Origin of the sequence: Shewanella inventionis (genome assembly GCF_019931735.1) — a bacterium.
Lineage (GTDB): Bacteria > Pseudomonadota > Gammaproteobacteria > Enterobacterales > Shewanellaceae > Shewanella > Shewanella inventionis.
The window spans coordinates 2,599,264-2,617,447 of record NZ_CP082926.1; the positions used below are offsets into that span (position 1 = coordinate 2,599,264).

An 18,184-nucleotide genomic window follows, 5' to 3' on the forward strand; every position below is an offset into this window, starting at 1 on the left:
ATCGATACGCGATAAGGGCTTCCTCTTTGATGTATGTGATGGCATGTAAACCCCTTGTACTTTATTATCTATCTAATCAACACCAATCAAAAATGGAGTTAGTTTCTCTTATTCCTCATTCGAATAGTGAAGCCTGTAAATTATGAAATTCAAGTCAAAAAAATACAGTATAGAATCAACCGATTATCAGGTTGGTCAAGACAATATCTTCAAGTGGGGCATGGATGTCCACAACACAGTTTTTAGCGTTTCCGTCGGTTTATCTATTTTATTTATTGTGGCTCTGCTGGTTTTCCCCCCTGCAGATGCAAAAGCCGCTATCGATGCAGTGAAGGGCGCAGCGTTATCTCACTTTGACTTCGTGTTCATGTGGACTGCTAACATTATGCTCATTTGTGCTATCGGGATTGCGTTTTCTCCATTAGGTAAAATTCGCTTGGGCGGTGATAACGCCACAACGGATTACTCGACAATATCCTGGGTATCTATGCTATTTGCAGCAGGTATGGGTATTGGCCTTATCTTCTGGGGCGTGGCAGAGCCAACTGCGTTTTACACTGATTGGTTTGGCACCCCGCTCGACGTGGCACCTTTTACACCATAAGGCCGTGAATTAGCGCTTGGCGCTTCGGTATTCCACTGGGGGTTTCATGCTTGGGCTATCTACGGTATGACCGCGCTGTCATTGGCATACTTTGTTTATAACAAGGGCTTACCACTTTCAATGCGTTCGGTTTTCTATCCCATATTAGGTGATAAAGTTTGGGGCAAAACCGGTGATGTGATCGACATTATGGCCGTACTGGTTATTTTGTTCGGCCTTGCAACGTCTCTGGGTTTAGGTGGGTCTCAAGCGGCCAGCGGAATAAGCCACGTGTTTGGTTTTGAGAATAGCATTTTTCTGCAGCTGACGATTATTCTGGTCATTATGGGGCTTGCTATTCTATCAGTTGTTCGTGGCATGGATGGCGGGGTTAAATTGTTGAGTAACATCAACATGGTTATTGCCTTTATATTTCTTGGTTTTATCAGCATTCTTAATTTCACGACTGTGCTTGATTCATTGGTCACAGGCGTTGTCGGTTACGTCAAAAACATCATACCATTGAGCCAAAATTCTGGTCGTGAAGACACCAGTTGGCTACACGGTTGGACGGTATTCTACTGGGCTTGGTGGATTGCGTATGCGCCATTCTTTGGTATGTTTGTGGCACGAATTTCACGTGGCCGCACTGTACGCGAGTTTCTGGCTTGTGTGTTGATTATACCCACTTTAGTGACCACCGCTTGGATGTCATTTTTTGGCGGTATCGCGATTCAACAAATCATTGATAAAGTTGGCCAGCTAGGTGTAGAGCAAGGTATTACAGACGTTTCATTGAGTTTGTTCTACATGCTTGATGCTTATCCTATGGGGGATATCCTGTCCATTATTGCGGTATTACTGATTATCGTGTTTTTTGTGACAACCTTAGATTCAGGCTCTATCGTGGTCGATAGCATGACCGCAGGTGGTAAGTTAGAATTACCGATGAAGCAAAAGATTGTTTGGGCGGTTATCTCTGCGCTAATTGCGATGGTGATGTTGTGGATTGGTGGCACTGACTCCATTAAAGCGCTTCAGTCGGTTACTATTATCGCTGCGCTTCCGTTTGCGATTATATTAGTGCTTGCTTGCGTTAGCTTGGTGCTTGGCATGTTTACTGAAGTCAAAAAGCCGCAATTAAACCGTAATCAATCCGCTTAATTACGATGAAGGGGCTTACAAGGTACATTCTTGTAAGCCCTTCTTTTTGTATACGTCACACTGGAAAATGAAGTGCACAGGCTCAAGCTGCAAGTAAGTCGATTTAAAGCATAGATGCTCTGTATCGTTACAGTAGAGCATTACGCTCCATCTTCAATATAGTGTCGGAGTCAGTCTTAATAGGACATATGACAACTTGGCAATATTCGATAGCCTCTATTTACACCTTTTTAACTCATATAAAATTCAATCAACAAAGATCAACATGCTGAGTGACTTGTGATTAATTATTTAAATAAATCATATAGCTAAATAAGTTTGAATCTTAAATAAGCCTGAAATTATTATCTATTTTTGCTAAAATCCGTTACACAAATTATATCGACCCTCACTTTTAAAGTGTCAGGTCGCTCTAACAAAGGTTTTATGATGATGAATAAGGACAAGTACAGTATAGATAATACCGATTATACTGTCGGGCAAGATAACATCCAAAAATGGGGTTTTGATATACATAACGCCGTTTTTGGGATTAGCGCAGGTTTAATTCTTGCTTTTTTAATTGCTATATTAATCATTGATCCGGCTACATCAAAAGAATTTTTAGACGGTTTAAAATGGCAAATTATTGGTACATTTGACAGCCTCTTTATGTGGTCGGCAAATATTTTTGTGGTTTTTTGCTTGGTATTAATCGTTTCTCCTTTCGGTAAAATCCGCTTAGGCGGAGAGGGTGCAAAAGCCGATTATTCAAGACTTTCCTGGATTGCGATGCTATTTGCTGCGGGCATGGGAATTGGTTTGATGTTTTGGGGGGTTGCTGAACCGTTAGCCTATTACACTGGTTGGTATGAAACACCGTTGAATGTGGCAGCAAATACGCCTGAAGCGGTAGAGCTAGCACTTGGTGCAACCATGTTCCACTGGGGATTACACCCTTGGTCAATTTATGGTGTGGTTGCCTTGTCTATGGCTTTCTTTGCTTTTAACAAAGGTTTACCTCTTTCAATTCGTTCGGCTTTTTATCCAATTTTGGGTGATCGTACATGGGGCTGGCCTGGGCATATCATTGATATTTTCGCCGTATTAGCCACATTGTTTGGTCTTGCAACGTCTTTAGGCTTAGGTGCTCAACAAGCTGCATCAGGATTTCATCATGTGTTTGGCATTGAGGCAGGCTTAACCTTACAAGTCACTATTATTGTTGTTGTGACGCTGTTAGCTGTTATCTCTGTTGTCAGAGGCCTTGAAGGCGGGGTTAAAGTTATCAGTAACATTAATATGTTACTTGCTGTTGCCTTGCTCATCTTTGTTGCACTTGTGTCTTTTGCTGTTTCAATGGGGACAATACCTACAACGGTAATGGGTTATATTAAGAATATTATCCCGCTAAGTAACCCAATTGGTCGAGAAGATGAAGCTTGGATGCACGGTTGGACAGTGTTCTATTGGGCTTGGTGGATCTCTTGGTCACCATTTGTGGGCATGTTTATTGCGCGAATTTCTCGTGGCCGTACAGTACGTGAGTTCCTTGCCACTGTATTGATCGTGCCAACGGTAGTGACTATTTTATGGATGTCTGTGTTTGGTGGCGTTGCCATTGACCAAATTATCAATAATATCGGTACATTAGGGAGTAAGGGATTAACTGAGGTTCCGCTTGCTATGTTCCAAATGTTTGATTCGCTGCCATTAGGTAATCTGTTATCGATGTTGGCTGTGTTATTGGTATTGGTATTCTTTATTACCTCTTCAGATTCAGGCTCACTCGTTATCGACAGTATTACAGCAGGTGGTAAAATTGATGCTCCGATCCCACAGCGTATCTTTTGGGCTGTTATAGAAGGTGCAATTGCTGCTGTTTTATTGTGGGTTGGTGGCACTCAGGCGATTGAGGCATTACAAGCGGGTGCCATTTCGACAGGCCTTCCGTTCACCATTATTTTATTGTTGATGTGCGTGAGTTTGATAATGGGCATGCGGACCGAAAAGCATAACCAAAACTAGCTTTTGGGTAACAACAAAAGCCGATGATAAATTCATCGGCTTTTTTATGCATGTTGATTTAGGTTAACGGTATTACACCCATAAGTTTTTGATCGCAGTGTCTGGACTAAAGTGATACTTAATTTGTGCCTGCAGTAATTCAGCCGTGGCAATCGCATCGGTTAATGCATCGTGAGGCGCGTAAGCGGGTAAGTTATAACGTTCACGGCTATTTGCTAACCGAATTGAATGCGGACGCTTACGTTTAAAGAAATTAAAAAATCCCTGAGTTTTGGCGCGATGCAAATTAGCTTCAATTTGCATGGTATCGATTACCGGAAAAACAATGCCTTCATTGATTAACAGGCGTAACGTGTGATTAAGAAAATCACGCTCAATATGTCGATAATGTACCACCACCACTTTACCTGCCAGTTGGTCTAAAAGCTGTTCTAAAATCAATAAAAGATCTGGAGCATCTTGTAGATCTGAGTGAGTGATGCCATGAATAATAATTGAGTTTTCTTGGAGCTTATCTTGTGGATTGAGAAACCATTTTTTGGCTTTACGGCAAAAAATACGCTGTAACGTAAAGGGCACTAGACCAATGCTAATGATGCTATTTTTCTCTGAGTCTAAGCCGGTGGTTTCAAAGTCTAGGGCAACAAAATCAATATCACTTAATGGTGTTTCATTGTGATAGGTTCCAGCATGGTAAAAGTCAAACAAGCGCCGATCTTTGCTTTTTTGCATTTTTAATTCGAGAAAGGCTTGCCAGTTTAAAATTTCTGATTTACTGAAATGTGTCATAAGTTGGCCTTTAACGTTTGTTTGAACTGTAGCGATATTTCAAAAAGTTCTGCGCATTGCTTAGCACTAAAAAAGCATCTTTAAGATTACGACGTTCAAAATCAGACATATTTTCGGGTTCAATATTATTATCAGGCTCAATCCCAGATTCAATATCGGATGATTGGTGACGTAGGCGTACTAAAGAGATAAGTTCCATCGCATGTTGTAAATCTTCCGCTTTTGAAGTGGGGAGAATGCCAGCGTCGATAATATCCTCTAAGCGTTCAAATGAGTTTTGCGATTGTGAGCCAATGGCGAGAGCATGTACTCGGATTAAGTCTGCTAATGGCGCAGTGCCACGACGTTTTAAATTGATGGAATTGTTATGACGACCATCTTTTTCCATCACAAAATCTTTAAAAAATCCTAGCGGCGGTGTCCGGTTAAGGGCGTTGTGTGCCATGCAAGCTAAAAAGTGGTTGTTTTTCTTGGCCTTGTTTAAGATAAATGCATTTAATTGTTCAGCCCATTTAACCCGACCATAAACCCCAGTTAGATCGAAGAAGATAGAACAGTTTAATAAGGCTTGCGGGTTGGGTTTTTCTATCCAGTCACCAAAACAGGCTTCCCATTCTGAGCGAGTTTTACGGTACTCGGGGTTACTGGCCATAATATCGCCAGTACAATAACTGTAACCGCAAGCAGCTAAACCATCACATACAAAGTCTGCTAACTTTGCAAAATATTCACCGTGCACTGCGGCGTTATAGCTGTTATCTAGAATAATCGCATTGTCTTGATCGGTTACCATCAGTTGCTCATCGCGAGCCATTGAGCCTAGCGCTAAAAAACAATAAGGAACTGGTGGTGGGCCGAATTTTTCTTCTGCAAGTTCTAATAAACGCTGCTTAAAGTTACGGCCGATTTCAGACATTGCCCGCCCGACCATATGTGAGTTGGCATCTTCATTAACCATGCGCACAAAACAGTTTTTTAACTGTGAAGATAACAACACTAAATCTTCGCAGCTTTTTTGCTGAAAGATACTACTGACAAATAACAAACTGTTTTGCGACTCGTAACGGATTATATCGGCTACTTCAATTAGGCCTATGGGGATTTTATTTTTAAGAATAGGCAGATGATCAATTTTATTACGAAGCATAAGTAGCATAGCTTCAAAGATGTATGCATTGTGATCCAGTGAAATTAACTCGGTCGACATGACTTGTGAAATAGGACTATCTACATTCACTCCAGCAGCAATCACTTTAGCGCAGAGATCATGTTCAGTAATAATACCCACAAAACTACTGTCTTGTTGATCTTCAATATCTGGATCATTAATTAATACCGCAGAAATATTTTCTTCAGTCATTATCTGGGCAACAGCTTGTATGGTGCTATTACAAGGTAGAATAACAGGCTCTCTGGTCACTAACGTTTTTACTTTAGAGGTGGTAAGGGCATTAGCATCTTCTGTTTTACCCTTTACAGCTTGCTTTAAGCGAGTGGTATCCTCAGCCTCTACAAAATCTGCAAAATCATCATAGTTTTCGCATAAGTCATTGAACACAGATTCAGGTATACAGTATACGAGGGTATCTTTTACTGCTTTGGCCGGAAAACGCACTTTATTGTTGGTCAATAAGCCCATTTGGCCAAATAACTGCCCCTGATCAAGACGATTATAGAGCTCACCTTTACGACGATATAACTCTACAACGCCACTGCGGATCATATAAAGTTCGGTGATCCTGTCATTAAAGTTAACAATCATACTATCGGTTCGGTAGTAAGAAATCTCGACACTTTTGGCAACGTCAATTAAGACGTGTTCTGGAAGCTGATCAAACGGAGCGTACTGAGCGATAAAGCTCTGAATTTCGAGTACTTCGGCTGTCATGAGTAGACCTGTTAATGTGATAACTTGAACTTTGTTTATAGCTATGTCGATATTATACGAGTAAACAAAGCAATATGGGGATTTATCGAGTTCTTGACTATTTTGCAGCAGAACAGCTCAAGGGAGGTGGTCTGTTCTAAGCAGCTCTCAACTCCAATATAAGGGTGAAAAACAATCTGATTGTCATGGGCCTTAGGGTTTGTAGAACTTTTAAGCGTTTTTTACAATAGGTTTTCCTCGATTACTAAACTGCAATTCACTCACCACGCTTAATTTTATTTATCTTGAATAAATTCAGCAAAGATAAACACACTCTAACCTTAAGTGATACCTTAATTATCTCAGCGGACCACAATGAGTTTGATCATAAAGCTTCAAAATCAATATCATCAAAATAAGAGCTCAGTGGCCTAGATGGTGTAGAATAGGGCACAAGCGTCAGATGCAGGTGATTCTGGTTAATCATTTGCGCAACAAGGCTTTCATTTTTACTGTATATGAGATTGTAATGTCAAACCTTACTTCCCCTGAACTTAATAGCTTCGTGCAAGAGTGCGTAAACGCATTAACCGACAATAGATTACAACGCCTGGTGTTTTCTAAATACCGTGGCGATGACAAAGAGCTTAATCGTATTGCGGTGCGCAGTGTCGAGCTTAAAAACCAGCTTGTTGCATCTTGTTTATATGAATATCGTACAAATCATATTACCAAAAATGTTGAAATTACTGAGACTGGTGCGTTGTTTCAACAATGGTTAACCGCCGATTTTCAAAGTGCACATTTGATATGCAGTGAGTGGGAAGTGCAGTTGAGTATCAGTAAAAAGGGCAAAGTATTAATTAATAAATACCGCAATAAAAATGCGCCCAAAACGAGTAATAAGGAAAATACCGAAGACAGTGCAATGTCACACAATCGGGCCAAAAAACGCTTTGTTGAACAACATCGTCCTTACTTACGCGAGCTCGGTATTACGGATGCAAAAGGCGAGATTATTCCGTCGATGTCACGAAAGTGGAAGCAAATCAATAAGTTTATTGAAGTGCTATCTCGTGCCATTGACAACACTGGCTTAGCTGAAAAAAATGAAGTGCATATAGCTGATTTTGGCTCGGGCAAGGCGTATTTAACCTTTGCAGTGCACGATTATTTTACTGACAAGTTACGAGTAAACACGCAGGTTACTGGGGTTGAGCTACGTCAGGGATTGGTTGATTTGTGCAATCAAACCGCATCAAAGTTAGCGTTAACCGGAATTAAGTTTGAGCAAGGCGATGTGCAGCATTTTAAAGCCCAGGGCATTAACATCATGATTGCCTTGCATGCGTGTGATATAGCGACTGATTATGCTTTGCATATGGGAATTAGCACTGGCGCCGAAATTATAATGTGTTCGCCATGTTGTCATAAGCAAATTAGACCACAAATGAAAAGCCCTGACATGCTGGCGCCTTTACTACAACATGGTATTCATATGGGGCAAGAGGCCGAAATGGTCACCGATGGCCTACGTGCATTATTGCTAGAAGCAAATGGTTACGATACCCAGGTATTTGAGTTTATTTCACTGGAACATACCAGTAAAAATAAAATGATATTGGCGCAAAAACGTCAGCAACCGCGTGATAACAGTGCAATATTAGAGCAAATTGCAGGTATTAAATCGTTTTATGGCATTAAAGAGCAGTGTCTCGAAACCTTGCTCTATAGTAAGCCTTAAATTGATAGCTTGATGTAAACTCCTAAGACACATCATCATCGATGTGTCTTAGGTTAGTAAGTGAAAGGATACATTTATTGACGTTTTTGACTAAAAACTGTATTGCGCTCTAAACGAAAACGCATTGTCATACCCAAACGTTTCACCGTCTTCTTGATGTTTAGCACGGATGAGGTTGGCTTTAAACATGAGGTCTTTATTGACAAGATAATTGATTCCAACGGCAAAAGTTTGGGCTTTGCGATCTTCCTGCTCTAACTCAAATTGGCTCACTCGCCATGTGAGTTCCCAGTCGTGTTTGGCCTTAATGGTGCCTAATTTTCCATCTTTGTATCGACGATTTTTACCAGAGAGTGGGTAACTCATTTGGTAATAGCCACCTTGATAGTGGTACTCACCACGGGTTGCATCGTCGATATCTGTTTCAATCCATTCTGCCATCGACACCACGCCTAAGTATTGCCACATGAGCTCTATACTCGCCATTGACATATCTTCTGCATCTAAGCGTGTGCCTTCAAGTAACGAGTCGCTAGAGTACACCTCTAAGGTTTCGTTAATTCTAAACTCATCACCGTTACGTTTTCGCTCACTTAATGCTGAGCCAAGGTGGATAAAGTTATCATCTTGATCTATCAATGCCCAGGTTAACCTACCTGTTACCCCCTGGCTGTTTTGTGAGTTGTCATCGTGAAAATAACCGATATTCCAGGTAAAGTTGCCAGGATTACCGTCGAGCTTAACGCCCATACTGCGACCAGGGGCTAGTGCCTCTGTGACCATGCTGCGTTCTATCATAAAGGTGTCGCTCGAGCTGGTCAGTTTTTCTAACCCAAACGGTTCTTTTTGCTGGCCAAGTGTGATGTTAGCCCAATCCATGCCTTTATACTGTATGTAAGCATCTTTAATATCAAACTCACCTTCAGCAATATCTACCTGAAATTTACTACGCCAATCATCACTCAATTTAGCCTTGGCACTTAATCTTGCACGGCGAATGTCGGTTCCATCATTTGAGTTTTCCTCATCTTCAAGATACAGATCTGAAAATTGATCATGATCAACCATAATATAACCGCCAATACTCAGATCAGGGTAGTCGGTGGCATTTGTACTTGCAGCGAATACTAATAAAGCTGGCGCAACATAGAGGCTTAACTTTTTCATGATTTTGCTTCCACTGGATTTGTATGAGTCGTTGCGAGGTCTTGCTTTGGGCTATCGGGAATGTAGTAAACGATAAGTTCGGCAGTGTCTCTTAAAAAATCGATATGTGCTATTTCTACGTTGGTGACTTCTAAGCCGGTACGTTCACGAAGATCAGCTAATAATAATGCTTTATTTTTAGGTTTAATGTTCTCAATGCGTTCGTATGCAATACGTTGAATTTTATGATGTCCTTGAAAAAAGCGGGTGTCGACTAAAAATGCAACAAAACATAAAAAAGCATTGATTAAAAACAATTGTAACGTAGGCAATTTACTTACAGCACATAACAGGGCGATAGCGGTGACCATGAACAAATACGTCATTTCTTTGATTGAAATGGTGTCTGTGCGATACCGCAACATGCCAAATACGGCAAATAACCCAAAAGCAAACTCCATAGACATATCAACGCCATGGAGCAAATAGGTAATTAAAAAGATCCCAATGCCAAAGAGTACAAATGAGCCCGCAACAGTGGCGTTTTTATTACTGCGGAAATAACAACCGTAGCACAGCATCACAATCGAGATAAAATTGACGGCAAAAAGCACAATAAAACGTGGGGTAATTTCGGTCATTTTAGTGACTCCATAATGCAGTATGTTGGTTGGATTGAGTTAATGATGAAAGTTTCATCAATGTGGGTTTAAAGCGGTTGTATTTAATCGTTTGCTGGTTAAGCAGAACACAACCGATGCAGTATTTGCTGAATGCTGTTGGTGCAAAATAGTGCTGTGGCATCAACTGATAAAATGGCGAGTTTTTTGAATGTTTTAGCTGCTTTAATTCCACAATAAAAAAGCCGTTAAGATCGATGCGTTCATGCCCCATTGATGATTGATACCATAGGTTAAAATCGATAGTTAGTCGCTCTGGTATAGCTTCATTAGCAAGTGCAATTCGTTGGTATCCACCTTGTTGTGAAATTGAAAGTTGAGCAAAGTCATAACCTAAATGCTGTTGAATAAACGAATGATTATTGTCATCTGACTGCAGATTATCATTGCAACGAATACGGCTTTTGATAGTGCGTTTGTGGTTATTTTTAAATTTAACTTCTAAATATTGTGTCTGAGTGTCGAGATAAGTGCGCTTACGCACTTTAAAGCGGTTTAATTTACCGTTGTGGTGGTCTTTATAAAAACTCATTTCAGGGGTGTCAAAGTACTGATTAAAATAATTTGACGTACGCTTACCGTTAATTTCTAACACACTGTAATGCTCACGAGCGGCTTGCAGTAATGTAGGTAAATATGCCAAAGGTAAAATGAACTTAGAGTCCACTCTGTCTTGTAAATTAGCATGTGTTAAGTCGTCTAAATTATGGCTGTCAAAGTTTGATAGCAATTGTTCAATATTATGGTTAATTATATTCATTTGAACCACTTATCATTATTAGTATGGTGTTTACTTAAGTTGGTATCGCGATAGTAAATAGGCATATATTTGCCACTGAAACTGGCAGAGTTATTAACAGGCAAGTATTCGTTTAATTTTTGTGTTGCTCTTTAAATTTCAACGAATATTACAGTTATGTTAAGTGTACAAAGGGATTGTGCAGAAAATATGATGTAAGTGTGGAGAAAAGCTGTAGATATCAATCTAATTTAATTGGTTTAATCAGATAAATATTAATCAATGTTGATGGTGGACTATTTAATTCAGTGTGCATGAAAATCCAATAGTAATTGGCACTATTAGTCATTAAATAACTTGTGGGTACAGAGTAAAGTCGCTAATAAAATGAATGCTTTGTGTCTAAAAAAAATATATGAAAAATAGTTATTCTTCATATTTGTGGCGCTAACGCTATAGGGCCATTTCTTAGCGGTAAATCATTCAATCTAACAGCTAAGCATCAAGAGCAATTTGCAAACAAAATGCTAGCTCCTCTCTAATGTTTCACTCGAAATCTCATCGTTGTTAGCATTTTTCCCAAGCTGCAATCTTGAATATTAAAAAATTTGCAACATAAATGATAGCTAAGTCATTGTTAATTATGGGTTTAAATTAAAGTGTTAAATTTTTTGTGTTTTTTTATCGTTAAACTTAGATACTTATCTTGATCGCAAGCCTGGATAGCTTTAGGGCGGGCAGCGTCAACGCGTTGCCATTGGTCGAGCTATTGTTCGTCAACCGTCGGCATTTTTATTTGACGAGCCGTTATCAAATCTAGATGCCTCTTTACGGGTCAATATGCGTTTAGAGATTTCTGAACTGCATAAAAGTTTAGCCACCACTATGGTTTATGTTAATCACGATCAAGTTGAAGCGATGACCATGGCAGATAGAATTGCGGTATTTAATGCCGGGATTATTGAGCAAGTTGGAACGCCTTTAGAGCTTTATAATAAACCGGTTAACCAGTTTGTTGCTGAGTTTATTGGCTCACCTAAAATGAATTTTATGAGCGTGAAACCTGTTGAAAATGATCCCACCGTCACTATTGGGGTACGTCCTGAACATCTTGCGATTACAAAAGACAGTGGTAAGTGGCATGGCACCGTTGGCGTGATTGAACATTTAGGTTCAGAAACGTTTTTACACGTTCATATTGATAATGGTGAAACATTAACCGTACGTGCAGATGGTAATTGTGATATTCAATATGGTGATAAAGTATACCTTAATGCCTCGCCAGACAAAGTGTTACATTTTGATGCAAAAGGGCTAACCTTATCTGAAGGGACTAAAGACACATTAATGTCTGCATAATTGATTATTTTTAGTCAAAGTGTGTAAGCAAAAGCTCATCAGAAATGATGGGCTTTTTTTTGTTATAGGTATAGAGTGTAATATCTTGATTGTTAGATGCTATATCATTCATACACGATGGGGAAATACATGACTAAATCGATAAAATATCTGTTATTAGCCGCCGTGGTTTGCTTGGCGTTAGTGTGTTTATTTATCGGGAGTGTGCTGGGCGCTGTGGCATTTATTACGATGGGTCTCCTGTTAGAAAGTGCCTTTTGGCTTGGTATCATCACCTCGGTGCAAAAACGCAAACCAACTTAATATTGATATGGTTTATGCCTGCTTGAGTGATACTGATGCGGTTGAGTAATGAACTATCATTGTCGTAATAATTGTTTAATGGCCTTAGGGATATAATCCAGTAAATCACTGGCGAGAACTGAATATTCGCTTAACTCTTTGGCCGCTAAGTCACCGGTTAAACCGTGTAAATAGACACCTAAACAAGCTGCATTTAACGGGCTTACTCCCTGGGCACAAAATCCACTGATAATACCTGTCAATACATCGCCACTGCCTGCTTTGGCTAGGGCGCTATTACCTGTGGGATTAATCAATGTGTATTCACCATCTGTGATGATGCTATTTTTACCTTTTAATACCACGGTAGCGCCAAATTGTTTTGCCGCAATTTTTGCATAATGGGCTCGGTTGTTTTGAATGTCGTTGATATCAATATTGAGCAAGCGAGCGAGTTCTTTAGGGTGTGGGGTGATAATGCTTTTAATTGGTAAACTGGGTATTGATTGATGTGAATTTTTACTGTGATGCAGTACATGGCTGATAAAATTGAGCGCGTCTGCATCAAATATCACACTTTGTTGGCAGGTGTGTAGCTTAGCGAGTAACCCAAAGAAAAAACCATGATTGCCTTCAGCAATGACATCTTCAGTTGCCATTGTTACAGTAAATTGATCTTTACTTTGGGCAATGCTCAAACCGCTACCCACACTAATCACATTGGCTTGTTTTAATTTATCGTCCAGTTGCAATAGCGCTTTTTCGTCAATTGATTCAGTATCGATAGATTGCAGTTCAATAGAGACTGACTCCTCAATATTTGGATTTATCTCGGCATAGATAATCGGACGAGTTAACAAAGGATGCATAACAATATTGGGTGTTAATGTACTGACACTTTGGCAAACCCCCGGGCTACTGGCCAAAGTAACATAGCCCGCACCAACGCGCATTGCGGCAATACTCGATAAATACGCAGCGCCACGATAGTGAAGTGATCCTGCAATGTTAAGCACATGGCCAAATGATAATTTATGGCTGTCCTGTGGTCGATTCGGTAAAAGTGTTTTGATGTATTCTTGCGTGAGGGTCTTCATTTTACCGTCCATTATCGTCAACTCCTTTTGTATAAACATATCATAAGGACGGTTAAAAATTGTGCGCTAGAACAAGAAATGACAACAAAACAAGATGTTGTATTATTTTTGGGTAGATCATTTCACACAACGCGGGTAGATGGATTTCTAGCGAAAGAGGTTTCATTAATATATTGATTACCTCATAAGGTAATCAATAAGGCAATATTATCAATTTTTTTAGTCTAAGTTATTGTCTTAAGATGGAATGTTTAGGCTTAAACCTGTGTGCGTAGTGCCTCGATAATGTCGTTAGGTTCGGCACGGGTACGGTAATCAACATCGACAAAGCGCCAAACAACTTTGCCTGCACGGTCAACCACAAATGTTGCAGGGATAGGTAATATTGTGCCGTTACCATTGTTTATAGCGTCTAAATCGAGCTTGCGATCCACGCGCATATGCTCACTTAAAAATGCTGGGACTTGCCACGCCACACCAAATTGTGCCGCAACTTTTGCATCTTGATCAGACAATACCTCAAAATCCATATTACTGATTTCATCTTGGGTCATTGTGCCGTCGGGAATTTGTGGACTAATAGCAACAAGTTGGGCATCGAGTGCGTTAATATCACTTAAGCGTGCTTGCAATGCCCGCAGTTGTAAATTGCAATATGGGCACCAACTGCCTCGGTAAAATGTCACCACCACAGGGCCTTTTTGCAGTAAATTAGCCAATGAAATTGCTTGTCCATTTGCATTAGGTAGTGAAAAGTGTGGGGCAGTTTGCCCAAGTTTTAACGCGTCGCTACCTTGTTGAAACGATTTTGATTGAGCAATTATTTCGTCAACTTTTTGCATAAACACAGGATTTTTTTGTCTTCCTTCTGCGATTTTCGCATCGGTTTGCAGTTGTAAGCTTTGCATTGTGTTTTTCCTATCGGTATTACGCTGTTTTACAGCCTGTAATCTTATTGGTTGTAGAATAAACACAAACAAGCTATAACAAAAATATTATTATTTTATGGAATCTATACAAAATTTGTATTTGAGGTGGTTGTGGACATTAAAATATTGAAAAGTTTTATAAGCGTTGCTGCACATCAGAGTTTTTCTGCTGCGGCGCGCGAACTCAACACGGTACAGCCGGCCATTAGTCGTCATATTGCCATGCTTGAAGACGAGCTTGGGGTAGCGCTGTTTATTCGCAACTCGCGCGAAGTGGCAATTACCAGTGCTGGTGAGCAATTACTGCATGATGCCAAACAGATCATTGCCTTAGCTGATAAGGCCAAAGACCAGGTAAAGCGCGCGCAGCAAGGGCAGGTGGGCGAGTTAAACATTGCTTATTTAAGTTCAGCTTGCTTAAGTTTTATGGCGGACCTTATTCGAAGTTATTCGCAGTTATATCCGGATGTGCATGTGAGTTTATTTGAGATGACCGCCAGCGAACAAATAGCAGCATTTAATCAAAATCGCATTGATGTTGGGTTTTCTCGGCCATTACCTGCAGGTATTCAAGATGAATTTATCAGTACAGACATTTATATCGACAAGCTTGTTGCTGTTGTGGGAGCACATCACCCTTTAGCACAATATTCTCAAATTTCACTGAGTCAGCTGCAGCAACAAAAAATGATATTATTTCATCGAGATGAAGCTGTCGGGTTATTCGATGACACGATAATGATGTGTAAGCAGGCCGGGTTTTCAGCCAATATCGTGAGTCAGCCGCGGCACATGCAAACTTTACTAACCGAGGTGGCAGCAGGCTTAGGTGTCGCCATTGCGCCGTATTGTATTAGGAAATTATACAGTCAAGGTTGTCATTTTTTGCCAATCAACGATGCACATAAATCGATACCCACTCAGTTACATGTTAAGCGCGTTAATTACAGTGCAGCAGTCGATGGATTTGTGGCGCTAGTCATCGCTAATCAACCAAGCATTGCAAAAAGTATGGCCTAATATAAGTCGGGGTTTGTTGCCGTATGTGATTCATGCCTTAAAATAGCCTTATTGCCGATGGTTATCGGCATATTATCGCGGCAATAATTACACGAATAAGCCAGAGGAAGGCATTAATGATGAATGAGGTTTTACCCCAACGTAAACGCTATTCTGAGCTTGATTGGTTACGGGTTATATTAATATTTGCTGTTTTTTTACATCATGCTTTTATGCCATTTAATGGTGATGGTTGGCATGTCATGAATAATGAGTCTAGCAAAGTGCTTGACGATATTATGGTTTACTTTGAGCAGCTTAGGTTGCAAACGTTATTTTTTATTGCCGGTGCTGGTAGTTTATTGTTACTGCAAAAAACGTCGGCAAAGTCATTTATGCTAAGTAAATGTCATCGGTTATTTATACCATTATTGGTGGGGATGATATTGATTGTTCCGCCGCAAAATTATATCGAAAATATCGCAGATTATGACTCGTTTTTATCGGCATACGGTCAACTCATGCTGTCGTTTGATACCAATCACTTATGGTTTATCGAGTTTCTGCTGATATTTATGTTACTGGCTATCCCGTTTAAGCGCTTTTTAGATGGCGCAACGGGGATTGTGTGGCTTAAATGGCTTGAGCGATTAAGTCAGTTTAAATTGGGGTTAATTGCGTTAGTTATCGTGCTGGTACTGATCCGAGGCTTAGCAAAATACCTGATGCCAGATGACAGTCATCATATTGAAAACCTGTCTCTGAGTGTGTTTTATCTGTTTTTCTTTTTTGCAGGCATGAGTTTTATACACAGTGCGCGAGTTTGGCAAACATTGGCTTTGCATCGTCGCACCTATTTAATCTGTTTGCTCATTAGCACGTTACTGTTTTATGCCTACTATTACTCGCCAGATTTAAGCCCGTATTTGTCATTAACCACTCGGTGGCAGATTTGGTGGTTGGTGTGCACCATGGTGTCGTGGTCGGGGTTATTAACCATGGTTGGTTTTGCCAGTGCACATATTCGTAAAACCCCAGGGTGGTTAATGCAAACGAATGAACTCATTTACCCGTTTTATATTTTGCATCAAACCGTCATTGTGATGTTGGCGTTTTATATCGTGCAGTGGCAGGTGGGCATCATGGTAAAGTCGCTCAGTTTACTTGTTAGCGCTTTTATTATTTGTGCATCACTATGCTATTGGCTGATAAAACCCTTTAACCTGATGCGTTATTTATTTGGCTTAAAAAAGATCACCCGTGAACAAGAAAACACCTGAGATTTTGCAGAAAATTGCTGCGTTTGACATTAACCTTCGTGTGCCAAAAACTCGATAATTTGTTCCATATTAAGATTGTAATCGTCAGCACGAACACACTTTACAATCAGATCATCGGTGACGGTAGCTAAGTCAATTTTTTTCCCTGCTTCAAAGTGATCCGGCTTTAAATGGTAGAAAGGTTTAACTAAAGGGCGGATAGGATCTTTGGGGTTATGGCCTTCAACAATGGCCAGTCTATTGGATTCTAACTGAACCACTGAGCCGACAGGGTAAACCCCCATACAGCGAATAAATTCGTCGACTAAATCTTTGTCGAGTTCATTTTTGTCTCCCAAAGCCCGTAATATGCTAAAAGCTTTAACCTGAGCATACCCTTGTTTATAGCAACGGTGTGATGTCAGCGCATCGTAAATATCGCAAATGCTGATCATCCGCCCATACAAGGTGATTTTTTCGGCCGGCACGCCAAAAGGATAGCCTTGGCCATTGAGTTTTTCGTGGTGGAGGCTGGCAACCTCCAGGCTTAATGGGCTAATTCCTGGGGTGTTTTTCATGATCTCAATAGAATAACTGGCATGAGTTTTCATGATATGAAACTCTTCATCAGTTAATTTGTCAGGCTTATTTAAAATTCGATCGGGGATCATGATTTTGCCCACATCATGCAAAAATGCCCCTACAGCCAATTGATTTACAATGTCTTTGTCTATTTTTTTATAAACAGCAAACATGGTCATCAATACCGATACTGACACCGAATGCTCCAATAAATACTCATCTTTATTACGGATATTTATCACGCACGAAAGGGCGTTGGGATTATTAAAAATCAGGTCGGTTGATTCAGTGGTAATTTTTTGTACCGGGTCCATGTCTAATGGCAAACCATGCTGCGCATTATGAAACAGCTTTTTTTGAATATCTTTTGACTCGTTAAACACCTGGCGCGCTCTGACGATTTCTTGATTAAAGAAATTAGGCTTGGTGATTGGGCGTGCGGGTGGTACTTGCTTTGGTGGCTTAACTGTTGGTTGGCTCACTTCTGGCTGAGTTGACTCATCAATTATTTCAGTTTTACTCGTATCAATTAATAATTTGGTAACAGATTTACGCTTTAACGCTTCAATGACACGTTCACTTTTAAGCACGCCTGGCTTAGTGAGAGAAAACGTATCTTTTGGCTCGGTGATTTCAACCACATACATTCCAACTCGTACGTCAGTAATGTCATGTTCAATCAGCATAAATCGATTCCTAGGTCTATTCATAAGCAATTAAAACGATGCTATAGGGTCTGTTTATCTTTCAAGGTTGTTTTTGCAGCGAGTTAACATTCAATCAGCAAAGATCAACAGATCAACAGATCAAGTATGCTACAAGATAACCTATTTATTGTAGTAATATAAAGTAAATATGGAAATCGAGTTCAAGCTTTTCTAAAAAAGTGATATCCATGTTATTACTATGCTAATCAATAAGGTATTATCCTGTGTTAATCACAATATCTGCTGTATTT

13 protein-coding genes and 2 pseudogenes are annotated in these 18,184 nt (G+C 40.1%); 7 read left to right on the forward strand and 8 right to left on the reverse strand.

Annotated elements, in window-relative coordinates; all coding sequences use genetic code 11:
• The first annotated feature begins 142 nt into the window (after window positions 1–142).
• Window positions 143–1,747: pseudogene (locus K8B83_RS11590) on the forward strand (BCCT family transporter).
• Between the two features lie 426 nt (window positions 1,748–2,173).
• Window positions 2,174–3,754: a BCCT family transporter gene (locus tag K8B83_RS11595; RefSeq protein ID WP_188739201.1), complete on the forward strand. Its 1,581-nt coding sequence runs from the start codon at window positions 2,174–2,176 to the stop codon at window positions 3,752–3,754.
• A 72-nt stretch (window positions 3,755–3,826) separates the two neighbouring features.
• Here the strand turns inward: K8B83_RS11595 and K8B83_RS11600 are convergent, their stop codons facing one another.
• On the reverse strand, window positions 3,827–4,543 hold the full coding sequence (locus tag K8B83_RS11600; RefSeq protein ID WP_188739200.1) for a 3'-5' exonuclease: 717 nt from the start codon (window positions 4,541–4,543) through the stop codon (window positions 3,827–3,829).
• 10 nt (window positions 4,544–4,553) lie between these two features.
• Window positions 4,554–6,431 (reverse strand): putative nucleotidyltransferase substrate binding domain-containing protein, encoded by a 1,878-nt coding sequence (locus K8B83_RS11605; RefSeq protein ID WP_188739199.1) that lies wholly within the window; start codon window positions 6,429–6,431, stop codon window positions 4,554–4,556.
• Window positions 6,432–6,939: 508 nt separating this feature from the next.
• Here K8B83_RS11605 and K8B83_RS11610 point away from each other — a divergent pair.
• Window positions 6,940–8,154 carry a class I SAM-dependent methyltransferase gene (locus tag K8B83_RS11610; RefSeq protein WP_223417230.1) on the forward strand — a complete coding sequence of 405 codons (1,215 nt, stop codon included), beginning with the start codon at window positions 6,940–6,942 and terminating at the stop codon, window positions 8,152–8,154.
• 90 nt (window positions 8,155–8,244) lie between these two features.
• Here the strand turns inward: K8B83_RS11610 and K8B83_RS11615 are convergent, their stop codons facing one another.
• Genes K8B83_RS11615 through K8B83_RS11625 form a run of 3 tightly spaced genes read right to left on the reverse strand, consistent with a single transcriptional unit; the run spans window position 8,245 to window position 10,740 of the window.
• Window positions 8,245–9,321, reverse strand: a complete 1,077-nt coding sequence (locus K8B83_RS11615; RefSeq protein ID WP_223417231.1) for an OprO/OprP family phosphate-selective porin — start codon at window positions 9,319–9,321, stop codon at window positions 8,245–8,247.
• A complete protein-coding gene (locus tag K8B83_RS11620) occupies window positions 9,318–9,941 on the reverse strand; it encodes a DUF4956 domain-containing protein (RefSeq protein WP_188739196.1) in 624 nt (207 codons plus the stop codon). Before K8B83_RS11620 ends, K8B83_RS11615 begins: the two co-directional genes overlap by 4 nt.
• Before the next feature lies 1 nt (window position 9,942).
• Window positions 9,943–10,740 carry a polyphosphate polymerase domain-containing protein gene (locus K8B83_RS11625; RefSeq protein WP_188739195.1) on the reverse strand — a complete coding sequence of 266 codons (798 nt, stop codon included), beginning with the start codon at window positions 10,738–10,740 and terminating at the stop codon, window positions 9,943–9,945.
• Between the two features lie 666 nt (window positions 10,741–11,406).
• On the opposite strand from K8B83_RS11625, the pseudogene K8B83_RS11630 reads away from it, so the two are divergent.
• Window positions 11,407–12,078 (forward strand): annotated as a pseudogene (locus tag K8B83_RS11630) (ABC transporter ATP-binding protein); the annotation flags it as partial.
• 129 nt (window positions 12,079–12,207) lie between these two features.
• Window positions 12,208–12,381 carry a hypothetical protein gene (locus tag K8B83_RS11635; RefSeq protein WP_223417232.1) on the forward strand — a complete coding sequence of 58 codons (174 nt, stop codon included), beginning with the start codon at window positions 12,208–12,210 and terminating at the stop codon, window positions 12,379–12,381.
• 56 nt (window positions 12,382–12,437) lie between these two features.
• On the opposite strand, the gene K8B83_RS11640 is transcribed toward K8B83_RS11635, so the two are convergent.
• Entirely contained in the window at window positions 12,438–13,457 is a 1,020-nt protein-coding gene (locus tag K8B83_RS11640; protein WP_223417233.1) for an NAD(P)H-hydrate dehydratase, read from the reverse strand.
• Between the two features lie 257 nt (window positions 13,458–13,714).
• Window positions 13,715–14,365 carry a peroxiredoxin-like family protein gene (locus K8B83_RS11645; protein ID WP_223417234.1) on the reverse strand — a complete coding sequence of 217 codons (651 nt, stop codon included), beginning with the start codon at window positions 14,363–14,365 and terminating at the stop codon, window positions 13,715–13,717.
• 147 nt (window positions 14,366–14,512) lie between these two features.
• Here K8B83_RS11645 and K8B83_RS11650 point away from each other — a divergent pair, with 147 nt between their 5' ends.
• Window positions 14,513–15,406 carry a LysR family transcriptional regulator gene (locus K8B83_RS11650; protein ID WP_223417235.1) on the forward strand — a complete coding sequence of 298 codons (894 nt, stop codon included), beginning with the start codon at window positions 14,513–14,515 and terminating at the stop codon, window positions 15,404–15,406.
• A 116-nt stretch (window positions 15,407–15,522) separates the two neighbouring features.
• Entirely contained in the window at window positions 15,523–16,665 is a 1,143-nt protein-coding gene (locus K8B83_RS11655; protein WP_223417236.1) for an acyltransferase family protein, read from the forward strand.
• A gap of 29 nt (window positions 16,666–16,694) precedes the next feature.
• Here K8B83_RS11655 and K8B83_RS11660 read toward each other — a convergent pair whose 3' ends face one another.
• Complete coding sequence (locus K8B83_RS11660) at window positions 16,695–17,912, reverse strand: HD-GYP domain-containing protein (RefSeq protein WP_223417237.1); 1,218 nt, start codon at window positions 17,910–17,912, stop codon at window positions 16,695–16,697.
• Window positions 17,913–18,184 lie beyond the last annotated feature (272 nt).